9 protein-coding genes are annotated in these 13,556 nt (G+C 77.1%); 7 read left to right on the forward strand and 2 right to left on the reverse strand.

Annotated features, from left to right (window positions below):
* Window positions 1-50: 50 nt before the first annotated feature.
* The 6 genes from ACQPYX_RS05880 (at window position 51) to ACQPYX_RS05905 (ending at window position 10,830) form a co-directional block, all read left to right on the forward strand.
* Window positions 51-3,299, forward strand: a complete 3,249-nt coding sequence (locus ACQPYX_RS05880; RefSeq protein ID WP_433801972.1) for an ATP-dependent helicase — start codon at window positions 51-53, stop codon at window positions 3,297-3,299.
* An 8-nt stretch (window positions 3,300-3,307) separates the two neighbouring features.
* Window positions 3,308-6,712, forward strand: coding sequence for an ATP-dependent helicase (locus tag ACQPYX_RS05885; protein ID WP_433803681.1), 3,405 nt, complete (start codon window positions 3,308-3,310; stop codon window positions 6,710-6,712).
* Between the two features lie 77 nt (window positions 6,713-6,789).
* Window positions 6,790-7,767 carry a pirin family protein gene (locus ACQPYX_RS05890; protein ID WP_433801973.1) on the forward strand — a complete coding sequence of 326 codons (978 nt, stop codon included), beginning with the start codon at window positions 6,790-6,792 and terminating at the stop codon, window positions 7,765-7,767.
* 132 nt (window positions 7,768-7,899) lie between these two features.
* On the forward strand, window positions 7,900-9,279 hold the full coding sequence (locus tag ACQPYX_RS05895; protein ID WP_433801974.1) for an FAD-binding oxidoreductase: 1,380 nt from the start codon (window positions 7,900-7,902) through the stop codon (window positions 9,277-9,279).
* Window positions 9,280-9,308: 29 nt separating this feature from the next.
* Window positions 9,309-10,076, forward strand: a complete 768-nt coding sequence (locus tag ACQPYX_RS05900) for a hypothetical protein (protein WP_433801975.1) — start codon at window positions 9,309-9,311, stop codon at window positions 10,074-10,076.
* Between the two features lie 31 nt (window positions 10,077-10,107).
* Window positions 10,108-10,830: a hypothetical protein gene (locus tag ACQPYX_RS05905; protein WP_433801976.1), complete on the forward strand. Its 723-nt coding sequence runs from the start codon at window positions 10,108-10,110 to the stop codon at window positions 10,828-10,830.
* Window positions 10,831-10,834: 4 nt separating this feature from the next.
* Here the strand turns inward: ACQPYX_RS05905 and ACQPYX_RS05910 are convergent, their stop codons facing one another.
* Entirely contained in the window at window positions 10,835-11,230 is a 396-nt protein-coding gene (locus ACQPYX_RS05910; protein ID WP_433801977.1) for a DoxX family protein, read from the reverse strand.
* 5 nt (window positions 11,231-11,235) lie between these two features.
* Complete coding sequence (locus tag ACQPYX_RS05915; RefSeq protein WP_433801979.1) at window positions 11,236-13,047, reverse strand: gamma-glutamyltransferase family protein; 1,812 nt, start codon at window positions 13,045-13,047, stop codon at window positions 11,236-11,238.
* Between the two features lie 81 nt (window positions 13,048-13,128).
* Here ACQPYX_RS05915 and ACQPYX_RS05920 point away from each other — a divergent pair, with 81 nt between their 5' ends.
* The gene (locus ACQPYX_RS05920; protein ID WP_433801980.1) at window positions 13,129-13,554 is read left to right on the forward strand and encodes a DoxX family protein; all 426 of its coding nucleotides are present in this window, start codon (window positions 13,129-13,131) and stop codon (window positions 13,552-13,554) included.
* Window positions 13,555-13,556: the final 2 nt, after the last annotated feature.

A 13,556-nucleotide genomic window follows, 5' to 3' on the forward strand; every position in this document is an offset into this window, starting at 1 on the left:
ATGTACGCCCCCGCCCGAGGTTGTCGGGGGGTCGTGGTTCCCTCGGGGGCATGATGGTCGAGTCGGCTCCGAGGCTGCTGCGGTCGGCCACGCGGCTGCCCACGGATCTCCTGCTCGACGACGCCTCGCGGCGGGTCCTCGAGCACGGCGCGGGCTTCCTGCGCGTGCTCGGCGGCCCGGGCACGGGGAAGACCACGCTGCTCGCGGAGCGGGTGGCGCGGTTGCTGCACGACGATCCGGACGCGGGGTCGCTCGTCCTGGTGGGCGACCGGCGGTCCGCCGCCGCGCTGCGCGAACGGATCTCGGCGCGCCGGCGGGTGCTGGCCGGCGAGGTGGACGGGGGGCTCACGGCCGCGCGCGAACCGCTGGTGCGCAGCGTGCACTCCTACGCGTTCGCGGTGCTGCGCCGGCACGCCGCGCGGCAGGACCAGGCGCCGCCCCGCCTGCTGCCGGGCGCCCAGCAGGACGCGATGGTGCGGGACCTGCTGGCGGGCGAGGCGGAGGGCGTGGGCCGCGGGTCGGGGTGGCCCGCGCGGCTGACGCCGGCCCTGGAGGCGCCCGCGTTCGCCGCGGAGGTGCGGGACCTGCTGCTGCGCGCCGCCGAGCGGGGGCTGGGCCCGCGGGAGCTGCGCGCGCTGGGCAAGGAGCACGACGTCGCGGTGTGGGTGGCGGCCGCCCGCTTCTACCAGTCCTACGAGGAGGTCACGCTGCTGCGCGCGGCGGCCGGCTCGGCGAACCCGCTGGCCTCGGCACCGCCGCTGGACGCGGCCGAGCTCGTCGCGGCGGTGCTGGATGCCTTCGCGCAGGACCCGGGGCTGCTGGAGGCCGAACGCGCCTCGGTGCGCCACCTCGTGGTCGACGACGCGCAGGACATGGACCCCCAGCAGCTCGAGCTCGCGCGGGTGCTGGGGCACACCGCCACCACGTACCTCCTGGCCGGCGATCCCGACTCCTCGGTGCTCGGCTTCCGCGGCGCCGCGCCGGGCCTGCTGCGCGACGCCGACCCGGGAGGTGCCGCCACGGCGGTGCTGCACGTCGACCACCGGGGCACGCGTGCGGTGCGCGACGCGGTGTCCCGGGTGGTGGAGCCGCTGCGCGGCACCGGGCCCGCGCGCTCGCGGACCGGCCCGCCGGGGGAGGACCCGGAGGGCGGCACGGCCACCGTGTCGGTGTTCGCCACGCCGGGCCACCAGGCCGCGTGGGTGGCCGACACGCTGCGCCGCGCCCACCTCGTCGACGGCGTGCCGTGGTCGCGGCTCGCGGTCGTCGTCCGCTCGGTGCCGCTGTCGCTGCCGCCGCTGCGCCGGGCGCTGCTCGCCGCCGGGGTGCCGCTGGCGGTGCCGGCCGACGACACCCCGCTGGCCGCCCTGCCCGCCGTCGCGCCGCTGCTCACGCTGCTGCGGGCCGCGGCGGCGGCCGCGACCGCCCCGCCGGCCGAGGCGCTGGACGCCGACACCGCCCTCGGGCTGCTCGTGTCCCCGCTCGGCGGCGCCGAACCGCTCGGGCTCCGCCGGCTGCGACGGGGCCTGTTGCGGCTGCACGAGGGCGGGGCCACCGGGGAGTCGCGCTCCAGCGACGAGCTGATCGTCGACGTCCTGGTCGACCACCTGGCGGGCCGCCCCGACCGGCTGACGCTGCTGCCCGACGCCGACGTCGGCCCGCTGCGGCGGGTCGCGCGGCTGCTCGCGACGGCGGTCGAGGCGATCCGGGCCGGCCAGAGCGTCCCCGACGCGGTGTGGTCGGTGTGGTCGGCCAGCGGGCTGCAGCGGCGGTGGGTCGCGGTCAGCGAGCGCGGTGGGGTGTCCGGCGCCCAGGCCGACCGTGACCTCGACGCCGTGGTCGCCCTGGTCGAGCGCGCCGGCCGGTACGCCGAGGAGCTGCCCGGCGGCACGGTCGCCGGGTTCGTCGCGCAGGTCGACGAGCAGCGCATCCGCAGCGACTCGCTGGCGCCGCGCGCGCCCGACGGCGAGGCGGTCGCCCTGCTCACCGCGCACGCGTCCCGCGGGCGGGAGTGGGACGTGGTCGTGGTGCCCGACGTGCAGGAGGGCGTGTGGCCCGACCTGCGTCGTCGCGGCACCCTGCTCGGGGTCGAGCGCATGATCGACGTCCTCGCGGGCGTCCCCGACGACCCGGCGCTGTCCACCCGCGTGCCGCTGCTCGACGAGGAGCGTCGGCTGTTCGCCGTGGCCCTGTCGCGGGCGCGGCACGCCGTGCACGTCGGGGCGGTGGAGGCCGAGGACGTGACGCCCTCGCGCTTCCTCGACGACGTGGCGCCGTCGGTGACGGCCGACGACGCGCCGCGCCCGCGGGTGCGGCCCCGGCGGTCGCTGGTGCTCGCGGAGCTGGTGGGCGACCTGCGGCGCGCGGTGACCGACGCCGACACCGACCCGGCGCGGCGGGAGCGCGCCGCCACGCACCTCGCCCGGCTCGCGGAGGCCGGCGTGCCCGGCGCGGACCCCGACGAGTGGTACGGCCTGCTCGAGGTGTCCACCACGGAGCCGCTGCGCGAGCACGGGGCGCCGATCGCGGTGAGCCCGAGCGCGGTCGAGACGATCCTGACCTGCCCGCTGCGCTGGGCCCTGCAGGCGCACGGCGGGGACGACTCCGACTCGCTCGCCTCGGTCACCGGGTCGCTGGTGCACGCCCTCGTGCAGCGCGCCGCCGAGGGCGCCGGGGAGCGGGAGCTCGACGAGGCGCTGGACGTGGCGTGGGCGTCGGTCGACGCCGGGGCCCCGTGGTTCTCCCGCCGCGAGCTGGCGAACTGCCGCGCGATGCTGCGCTCGTTCCTGTCCTGGCGCGACGCGTCGCGCCGCGAGCTGACCGAGGTCGCGGTGGAGGAGTCGGTCGCCGCCCGGCTCGCGGAGGGGGTCGCGATCCGCGGCCGCGTCGACCGGCTCGAGGTGGACGACCGCGGCCGGCCCGTGATCGTCGACGTGAAGACCGGCAAGTCGCCGATCAGCGCGCCCGCCGCCCAGGAGCACCCGCAGCTCGCCGTGTACCAGCTCGCGGTGGCGCTCGGGGCGTTCAGCGAGGTGCTCACCGGGCCGGCCGACTCCGCCGCGCGGGCGGTGCCGGGCGGCGCCCGGTTGATCTACCTGCAGCGCGACGGCGCCGAGGCCAAGACCCGCGCGCAGCCGCCGCTCGACGACGAGGGCGTGGAGCACTGGCGCGAGCAGGTCGCCACGGCGGCCCGGCTGACCGCCGGTCCGCGCTTCGTCGGGCAGGAGAACGACGCCTGCCCGCGGTGTCCGGTGCGCACGGCCTGCCCCGTGCACACCTCGGGGAGGCAGGTGCCGTGACCGGTCTGATGACGGGCCTGATCGACCCGGTGGAGCTCTCCGAGCGGCTCGGGCTGCGCCGCCCCACCGACGAGCAGGCCGAGGTGATCGCCGCGCCGTTCGCCTCGGCGCTGGTCACGGCGGGCGCCGGGTCGGGCAAGACGGAGACCATGGCGGCCCGGGTCGTGTGGCTGGTGGCCAACGGCGTCGTCACGCCCGACCAGGTCCTCGGGCTCACGTTCACCCGCAAGGCGGCCGGGCAGCTCGCCGACCGGATCCGCAAGCGGCTGCGCCGGCTCGCGTCCGACCCGCTGCTCGACGAGATCGACCCGAGCGGCGAGCGCCGGGTGCTGGTGCGCACGCTCGAGCCGACGGTATCGACCTACCACGCGTACGCGGGGCGGCTGCTCACCGAGCACGGGCTGCGGCTGCCCACCGACCCGGGGGCCCGGCTGCTCTCGCCGACCGCCTCGTGGCAGCTCGCGCACCGGGTGGTGTCCTCCTGGGCCCGCGACCTCGACACGTCGCTGATCCCCACCACCGTCACCCAGTACGTCCTGGCCCTCGCCGGGGAGCTGGGCGAGCACCTCGCCGACCCCGAGGCGCTGCGGGCGCACACCGAGGCGCTGTGCCGGGTGATCGAGTCGACCCCGCCGGCGAAGCGGCAGAAGGCCGCGCTGCCGCAGGCCCTGGTCAAGATCGTCGAGCGGCAGCGCTTCCGGGCGGCCCTGCTCCCGCTGGTGGCCGAGCTCGCCGCGCGCAAGCAGGCCGAGCGGTGCCTCGACTTCGCCGACCAGATGGCGGCGGCCGCCCGGCTCGCCGACGAGCACCCCGAGGTGGGACAGGCCGAGCGGGGGATGTTCCGCGCGGTCCTGCTCGACGAGTACCAGGACACCGGGCACGCCCAACGGATCATGCTGCGGGCGCTGTTCGCGGGCGACGAGGCCACCGCGGTGACCGCGGTCGGCGACCCCTTCCAGTCGATCTACGGCTGGCGTGGGGCGAGTGCCGCGAACCTCCCGCGCTTCGTCACCGACTTCCCCCGGCCCGACCCCGACGGCGCCTGGGTGGCCGCACGCCGCTTCGGGCTGCTCACGAGCTTCCGCAACCCGCCCGAGGTGCTCGACCTGGCCAACGGCGTCGTCGAGCCGCTGCGGGAACCGCGGGCGCTCGACGGGGTGGGGGAGCTGCGCGCCTTCGCCGGGGCGGCGCCGGGGGACGTCCGGGTGGCGCTGCACCCCGACGTCGTCGCCGAGCGGGAGTGGCTGGCCGACGCCGTGGCCGACCGCTGGCGGGCGGCGCTCGACGCCGACGAGCCGGCCCCCACGAGCGCGGTGCTCGTCCGGCGCCGCGCCGACATGACCGAGATCGCCGCGGCCCTGCGGTCCCGGGGGCTGCCGGTCGAGGTCGTCGGCCTGGGCGGACTGCTCGACGAGCCCGAGGTCCGCGACCTCGTCTCCGCCCTGCGCCTCGTCGTCGACCCGCTCGCCGGTGGCGCCGCGGTCCGGCTGCTGACGGGGGCGCGCTGGCGGATCGGCGGGGCCGACCTCGCCGCGCTGTGGCGCCGCGCGCGGGAGCTCGCCGCCCCGCCGACCCCGCCCGACCTGCCGACGGCGGCCGCGCCCGACCCGATCGCCGACGCCCTGCCCGGGGAGCACGCCGAGCGGGCGGGGCTGGTCGACGCGCTGGACGATCCAGGACCCGCGGCGCGGTACTCCGCGGCCGGGTTCGCCCGGATCACGCGGCTCGCACGGGAACTCGCGGGGCTGCGCCGCCGGGTGACCGCGCCCCTGGTCGACCTCGTCGCCGACGTCGAGCGCACGCTGCTCCTCGACGTCGAGGCCGTCTCCCGGCCGGGCGCCGTCGGCCGGACGCACCTGGACGCGTTCGCCGACGTCGTCGCCGACTTCAGCGGTGGGGCCTCGGCGTCGGGCGGGACGGCCACCCCGACGGCCCTGCTCGCCTACCTCGACGCCGCGGAGGACGCCGAGGACGGGCTGACCCCCGGGGAGGTCGACGTCGCCGCCGCCTCCGACCCCGCGCTGGGCGGCACCCGGGTGCAGGTGCTCACCGTGCACGCCGCGAAGGGCCTGGAGTGGCAGGTCGTGGCGGTGCCGCACGTCTGTACCAAGGTGTTCCCCGGCCCGAAGCTCAGCGGGTCGTGGCTGACGACGATCCCGTCGCTGCCGGTCGAGCTCCGCGGCGACCGGCCCGACCTGCCGTCCCTGGACGTCGCGGGCGTCGCCGACCGCAAGGAGCTCACCGAGCGGCTCGACCGGCACGAGCAGGAGTTCGACGAGCGCCGTCTGGTCGAGGAACGCCGGCTGTTCTACGTCGCCCTGACCCGGTCCGAGCGGACGCTGCTCGTCTCCGGGCACTGGTGGGGCGAGTCGGGGAGCACGCCCCGCGGCCCGTCGGACTTCCTGCAGGAGGTCGGGGCCCTGGCCGGCGCGGGCGGCGCGGTGGTGGACACCTGGGCCGACCCGCCCGAGGAGGGCACCGAGAACCCGCTGGCCGAGCGGGTGCGCGAGGAGCACTGGCCGATCGACCCGCTCGCCGAGCGCCGGACCGCCGTCGAGGAGGGCGCCGCCCTGGTGCGCGCGGCCCGGGAACGGCCGGCGGAGCTGCCCGACGAGCCCGACCCCGACGGGTGGGCCGCCGACGTCGACGTGCTGCTCGCGGAACGGGCGGCGGCCCGCGAGCGGCACGCCCGGGTCCTGCTGCCCCCGCAGCTGTCGGTGAGCCAGCTCGTCGACCTCGCCGCGGACCCCGACGCGCTCGCCCGCCGCCTGCGCCGGCCCGTCCCGCGTCCGCCCGACCCGCGGGCGCGGCGCGGGACCGAGTTCCACGCGTGGGTCGAGCGGTGGTTCGCCCGCACCGAGCTGCTGGAGTTCGACGAGCTGCCGGGTGCGGCGGACGACGCCGCCGACACCGACGCCGAGGCGGCCGCCGACCTCGCGGTGCTGCAGGAGCGGTTCACCGCGAGCCGGTGGGCCACCCGCACCCCGGTGGCGGTGGAGGTGCCGTTCGAGACCGAGGTCGAGGGCACCCTGGTCCGCGGCCGCATCGACGCCGTGTTCACCGACCCCGACGGCGGCGCCACGGTGGTCGACTGGAAGACGGGCGCGCCGCCCGGACCCGAGGCGATGCCCGCGCTGTCGGTCCAGCTCGCCGCGTACCGGCTGGCGTGGGCGGCGCTGACGGACACGCCCGTCGAGCGGATCCGGGCGGCGCTGCACTACGTCCGCGAGGACCGCACCGTCACCCCCGCCGACCTGCTCGACGCCGCGGGGCTGCGCGCGCTCGTGGCGAGCGTGCCGGTCGAGGTGCGCGAGCCCGTCGGCGACGACGCCGTCCGGGGCGCGGACTTCGTCGACGACGAGGCCGACCCCGACACGACCGGCTTCGACGACGGCGACCCGGAGGTGCGCTGAGCGCTCGTCGTCCGGACACCGACGACGGGTCGGGACGGTCCTGGCGGGCACGGCCCGAGGAGGGGGATGATCGGGGCGTGAGCAACGTCGAGACGGCGCCCGACGAGGTCCTCTGCGACGGCAGCGAGGCGCCCGACACCGCCGTGGAGATCCTCACCCCGCGCGAGGTGCCGCTCGGCGGGCCGCGCGCGATGACGGTGCGGCGCACCCTCCCGCAGCGGCAGCGCTCGCTGATCGGCGCCTGGTGCTTCCTCGACCACTACGGCCCCGACGACGTGACGGTGTCCGGCGGGATGGACGTCGCCCCGCACCCGCACACCGGGCTGGCCACGGTGAGCTGGCTGTTCACCGGCGAGGTGGAGCACCGCGACTCGCACGGGGTCCACGCGATCGTCCGGCCCGGGGAGCTCAACCTCATGACGGGCGGGCACGGCGTGTGCCACTCCGAGGTCTCCACCCCGGACACCACGGTGCTCCACGGCGCGCAGCTCTGGCTCGCCCTGCCCGACGCGCACCGCGACACCCCGCGGTCGTTCGCCCACCACGCCCCCGACGCGGTTGACCTCGTCGGCGCCACGCTGCGCGTGTTCCTCGGGGAGCTCGCCGGCATCAGCAGCCCGGTCGAGACCTTCAGCCCGCTGCTCGGCGCGGAGCTGCTGCTCGACCCGCACGCGACCGTGACCGTCGACGTCGCCCCCGCCTTCGAGCACGGGGTGCTCGTCGACACGGGCCGCCTCGCGATCGGGGGCCGCCCGGTCGAGGCGGCCGAGCTCGCCTACCTCGCGCCCGGCCGCGAGCGGATCGAGTTCACCAATCCCGCCGACGAGCAGACCCGGCTGCTGCTGCTCGGCGGCACGCCCTTCGGGGAGCAGATCGTCATGTGGTGGAACTTCGTCGGGCGCTCCCACGATGAGATCGTGGCGTTCCGCGCGGCGTGGGAGGACGACCCCGAGCAGCGGTACGGCCACGTCTCCGGCTACGTCGGGCGGGACGGCGGCACCGCCCGCCTGCACGCCCCGACCCTACCGAACGCGACCATCCGCCCGCGGGGGTAGCCCGTCGGCCGGCACGCTCCGTGTCCGGTCCAGCGCAGAACTGCGTCTTGTGTGACGCAGAGTGTCCTCTCTACGGTCAGTGACATCGACCACTCACCCGAGTGGCCCTGTTGTGATCACGGAGAGCGCACCATGACCGAGCTGGCCGCCTCCACGACGTCCGTCACCCCCTCCCTCGACCTCACCGAGCTGCGCAGAGCCGTGACCGGACCCGTGTGGGATCCGGGGGACGTCGAGGTCGTCGCCGAGATCGCCGGCTTCAACCTCGCGCCCGTGCACGAGCCGGTCGGTGTCGTCGGGGCCACCGACGCCGCCGACGTCGCCGCCGCCGTCCGCTTCGCCCGCGCCCACGACCTCGGCGTCGCGGTCATCGCCACCGGCCACGCCGACTTCTCCCACCGGGGCACGCTGATCGTCTCGACCCGGCGTCTCGACCGCTGCGACGTCGACCCGACCACGCGGACGGTGACCGTCGGCGCGGGCGCGAAGTGGGCCCGGGTCATCGAGGCCGCGGCTCCGTACGGGCTGACGGGCGTCACCGGGTCGTCCACCGACGTCGGGGTCGTGGGGTTCTGCACCGGCGGCGGGGTCGGGCCGATGATCCGCCGCTTCGGCCTCGGGTCCGACCAGGTCCGCTCGATGCAGGTGGTCACCGGCGAGGGCGACGTCCGCGAGGTCGGCCGGGGCGACGACCTGTTCGACGCGATGCTGGGCGGCAAGGACGCCGCCGGCATCGTCGTCGAGATGACCGTCGACCTGGTCGAGGTCGCCCGCTTCTACGGCGGCGCGATCTTCTACGACGCGGCCGACGCCCCCGCCGTCCTGCACGCCTGGCGGGATTGGCAGGCACGCCTGGACGAGAACACGACGACGTCGATCGCGATCGTGCGGATGCCCGACCTCGAGGCCGCGCCGCCGCCGCTGCGGGGCCGGACGGTGGTGCACCTGCGGGTCTGGCACCTGGGACCGGCGACCGAGGGACGGGAGATCCTCTCCCCGATGCGTCGGGTCGCGACGCCGATGATCGACCTCGTCGACGAGCTGCCGTCGGCCGCGATCGACGCCGTGCACTGCGACCCGACCGACCCGATGCCGTCGTGGATCACCGGGGGGTACCTGCGCGGGATCACCCGGGAGACCGTCGACACCCTGCTGGCGGTCGCCGGCCCGCAGCACGAGCTGCCGGTGATCGTCGTCGAGCTGCGCCAGACCGGGGGGCAGGCGCTGCGCGGCACGCAGGGGGTCGCCGCGCGGGCGCCGTACGCGATCGGCGTCGTGGCTCCGATGGTGCCCGGGCTCGAACAGGTCGTGCCGGCCGTCGGGCTCGGTCTCGTCGACGCGCTCGCGCCGTGGTCGGCGGGCACGGTCCCGGCGAACTACGCCTCGCCGCAGACGATCGCCGCCCGGCCCGGGGCGTGCTGGGACGACGACGGGCGGGCCCGGCTCGCCGCGGTCGTCGCCCGGACCGACCCGGACGCCGTGCTCGGCGGCCGACGGCTCGGACTCCGGTAACACCACCAGGTCGACGACGGGGGGACGTCATGACCATCGATCCACGGGACCTGCCCACCCGGCGCGCACCGCGCGCCGGGCGGGCGGGCCGGACGGCGGCGGAGCTCGAGCCGCTCGTCGACGGACCGGTCCACGCGCCGTACTCGACGGACGCGGCCATCGAGCTCGCGGCCGACCCGGCCGTGGCGGCCCTGCCCCGGCTGCTCGCCGTCGTCGGCGCCACCAGCACCGCCGACGTCGCCGCGGCGGTCGGGTGGGCCACGACGCACGACGTCGGCGTCGTCGCCCTCGACCCGCGACCGCACCGGCCGGCCCTCGCGAGCGCCCTCACGGCGGCAACGTCGAAGCCGGTGCTGGCCGTCTCCCGGGCCCGGATCGACCGGGTGCACCTGGACCGGTCGGCCTGGACACTGCGCGCCGGCGTGGGCGCCTCGTGGCCCGCCGTGCACCGGGCCGCCCCGGAGGAGGACCCCGCGCCGCGGTCGCTCCTGCACCGTCCCGGTCTGGTCGCCCACGGCGTCGGGTCGGTGACCAAGCGCGGCGTCATCCTCGTCACCGGGGACGGCACGGTGCACCACCTGGGGGCCGGCTCCGGCGATCCCGAGCTGTGGTGGGCCTACCGGGCCCGCCCCGACCACGTCGGCATCCTCACCGAGGTCGTGCTCGACCCGTGGGACACCGCGATGCTCCAGCGGCGGCAGGCGTGGAGCGCCGACGACCGGATGCGCTTCGCCGACGTGATGCGCCGACACGACCCGCTCGGCACTCTCACCCGATCGATCGGTCAATCCGGATAACCCTTCCGGGTCGACGAACGATGCACCGGGCGTGACCATCAGTCCGCGCCCGCATCACGGCGGCGCCACCGGCCGCGTGGCCCGCGCGGCCCTCGAGCTCGGCGACCTCGTGCACGGCCCGGTGCTCCCGCCCTACACCGCCGACGCCGCCGTCGAGCTGCTGCGCACCACCTCGATCGGCCGCCCCCCGTCACGTCTGCTCGCCGTGGTCGGCGCGACCGGCACGCCCGACGTCGTCTCCACCCTGACCTGGGCGAACGAGAACGACGTCGAGGTCGTGGTCCTCGACCCGCACACCGCGCAGCCGCCGAGCCGGACGAACCGGCCGGCCATCGCGCTCTCGCTCGCCCGCGCCGACCGGGTGGTCCTGCGGGACGGGCTCGTCCACGCCGGTGTCGGCGCCTCCTGGGCGCAGGTCCGCCGGGTCGTCGGGGCGGGCGGCGGCACCGTCCGCGCGCCGCGTCGGACCGACACCGTGGCCGACGCCCCGGGCGCGGGCGGGCTGCGCGGCGTCACGCTGGTCACCGGTGACGCGGTGGTGCACCCGCTCGCGGGGGCGCACCCCGACCCCGAGCTCTGGTGGGCCTTCCGCTGCCGCCCGGAGGCGGTCGGCGTGGTCACCGAGGTCGTCCTCGACGCCGACGGCGCCGGGCCGGCCCTGCTCGCGGCCGAGCCCGGCGACGCCGACGAGGCCCGCTTCGCCGCCCTCGCCCACCGGCACGACCCGGCGGGCGTGCTCGGCCTCCCCGCCTAGGACGTCAGGCGTCGGCCCGCACCCGCAGGGCGTGCGTGATCATCGGGTACTGCAGCGGCAGCCGCCCGAGGGCCACCGCCTGCCACGGCCACGGACGGCGACGCCAGTCCCAGGCCATCTGCACGTTGGCGGGGAACACGGCGAGGAAGAGGCCGACGGCGGCCGTCGCGCCCAGCCGCCGTGTGCGCGGGACGGCCACCGCGGTCCCGACGGCGAGCTCGGCCACCCCGCTCGCGTAGGTCCAGAACCGGGCCTCGCCCGGGATCCAGGGCGGCACCAGTGCGTCGAACGGGGCCGGCGCCGCGAAGTGCAGCACCCCCATCCCCAGCAGCGGGTAGGCGAGCAGGGCGGCGGAGGTCTCCGCCGACGGGCGACGACGGCGACGCGACGAGAAGGCCATGTCGATCACCTTCCCACCGCGTAGCCCTGCATGCCCCGGGGATTGGCCGCACCCCACAGCACACCCCGGTCCCGGTCGATCCCGACCGCCGACAGGCGGCCCAGCGCCCAGTCGCCCGCCCGCGTGACCCGGTGTCCCCGGCGCTCCAGCTCCCCGATCACGGCGTCGCCGAGCCGGTCCTCCACCGTCGCCCCCGCGGGCTCCCGGTCGCGCGGCCAGAACGACCCGGGCGACGACGTGGTGTGCAGCGCCGGCGCGTCGATCGCGGCCTGCGGCGACCAGCCGCCGGCGAGGGTCCGCAGCAGGTAGAGCAGCTGCCACTGGTCCTGCTGGTCGCCGCCCGGCGAGCCGAGCGCGACGACGGGGCCGCGGTCGTCGAGCACGAGCGTCGGGGTGAGCGTGGTCCGCGGGCGCCGCCCGGGGGTGAGCGTCGAGGGCAGTCCCTCCTCCAGCCACGTCATCTGCAGCCGGGTGCCGAGGGCGAAGCCGAGCTCGGGGATCGTCGGCGAGGACTGCAGCCAGCCGCCGGACGGGGTCGCGGAGACGACGTTGCCCCACCGGTCGACCACGTCGACGTGGCACGTGTCCCCGCGCATCTCGCCGTGCGAGGTCGTGCCCGGCTCGCCCTCCAACGTCACGGTCGGCTCCCCGACCGCCGAACCGGCGGTCACCCCCGGCGCCACCCCGGCCGTCGCGAGCTCCGCCATCCGCGGCTCGCGCCCGGCGACCCGACCGGGCCGGACGTCCGGGGAGGCGCTGTCGGTGATGAGGGCCCGGCGGGCGTCGAGGTAGGCCGGGTCGAGCAGGTCGGCCACGGTGACCGGGGTGTCGTCGCCGAACCAGGCCTCGCGGTCGGCCTGCGCGAGCTTGATCGCCTCGAGGACGCGGTGCGCGCCCTCCCCGGTGGACGGGTCGGGCACGTCCGGTTCGAGCAGCGCCAGCATCTGCAGCAGCGCCGGGCCCTGCCCCCACAGCGGCGTCTTGGCGACCCGGTACCCGAGGAAGCTCCCGACGGCGGCCCCGATCACCGAGGCCCGCCAGCCGGCGGAGTCCGCGACCGTGAGCACCCCGGCGTGGTCGGTCCCCGAGGCGTGGCGGTGCGGTGTGCGGCAGAACGCCTCGACCGCCTCGGCGACGAACCCCTCGGCCCAGACGGTGCGCACCGCGTCGACGCGGGCCTCGCGGGTCGGTCCCTGCGCGGCGTCGGCGAGCCGGCCGAGGGTCGCGGCCCAGGCCGGGTTGCGCAGCACCTGCCCGGGTGCGGGCGGGCGGTCGTCGGGCAGCCAGAGGGCCCCGCTGGTCGGCCAGTGCTCGCGGAACAGGTCGGCCACCGCGGCGATCGTCGACCCGACGCGGGCGACCGCGGGGAAGCCGTCGCGGGCGTAGCCGATCGCCGGCCCGACGACGTCGGCCACCTCCCAGGTGCCGTGGTCGCGCAGCAGGAGCAGCCAGGCGTCGGTCGCCCCGGGGACCGCCGCGGCGAGCGCGCCCGCGCCCGGCACCCGGTCGAGGCCCTCGCCGCGGTACCGCGCGGCCGACGCGCCCGCCGGCGCCGGGCCCTGGCCGTCGAGGACCCTCGGCGTCGGGTCGTCCGCGGTCGTGAAGACCGCCGTGAGGTCGCCGCCGGGGCCGTTGAGGTGGGGCTCGACGACCTGGAGGACGAAGGCCGCCGCGACCGCGGCGTCGAAGGCGTTGCCGCCGCGCTCCAGCACTCCCATGGCCGTGGCCGAGGCCGCCCAGTGCGTGGAGGCCGCCATCCCGACGGTGCCCTCGAGGGTCGGGCGCGTGGTGAAGGCCGGCGGGCGGGAGAAGCGCATCGGCCGATGGTGGCGCAGCAGCGGGACCGATGTGCAGTATGAAAAAACAACCAGACGATACGGTATTGACACTTCACGCCCGTGAGCAGCAGGATCGTCGCCATGAGCACCGTCACCGCCGCGCCCGCCGCCACCCGCCCCCGCGCCGCCACCATCGGCCTGTGGGTCCTCCAGGTCCTCCTCGGGCTGATGTTCGTCGTCGGGTCCGGGCTGCCGAAGCTCTGGGGCGACGCCTACGCGATCCAGCTGTTCGCCGAGCTCCCGGGCGGGCAGGCCCTCCGGCTCGTCGTCGGCGTGCTCGAGATCGCGGGCGGGATCGGGTTGCTGGTGCCGCGCCTCGCGGGCCTCGCGGCGGCGTGCCTCGCGGCCGTGATGGTCGGCGCGACGGTCGCGCAGCTGTTCTTCCTCTCGGTCGGCTTCTGGTACACGCCGGTGATCCTGGGCGTGCTCCTGCTCGTGGTCGCGGTGGTGCGCCGCCGGGAGATCCGGGCCCTCGTCGGGGGCTAGCG

Source organism: Actinomycetospora sp. CA-084318, assembly GCF_050955885.1.
Classification (GTDB): domain Bacteria; phylum Actinomycetota; class Actinomycetes; order Mycobacteriales; family Pseudonocardiaceae; genus Actinomycetospora.

Coding starts and splice junctions, on each gene's coding strand:
- ACQPYX_RS05880 (WP_433801972.1), top strand. CDS start 51: ATGATGGTCGAGTCGGCTCCGAGGCTGCTGCGGTCGGCCACGCGGCTG.
- ACQPYX_RS05885 (WP_433803681.1), top strand. CDS start 3,308: ATGACGGGCCTGATCGACCCGGTGGAGCTCTCCGAGCGGCTCGGGCTG.
- ACQPYX_RS05895 (WP_433801974.1), top strand. CDS start 7,900: ATGACCGAGCTGGCCGCCTCCACGACGTCCGTCACCCCCTCCCTCGAC.
- ACQPYX_RS05900 (WP_433801975.1), top strand. CDS start 9,309: ATGACCATCGATCCACGGGACCTGCCCACCCGGCGCGCACCGCGCGCC.
- ACQPYX_RS05910 (WP_433801977.1), bottom strand. CDS start 11,230: ATGGCCTTCTCGTCGCGTCGCCGTCGTCGCCCGTCGGCGGAGACCTCC.
- ACQPYX_RS05915 (WP_433801979.1), bottom strand. CDS start 13,047: ATGCGCTTCTCCCGCCCGCCGGCCTTCACCACGCGCCCGACCCTCGAG.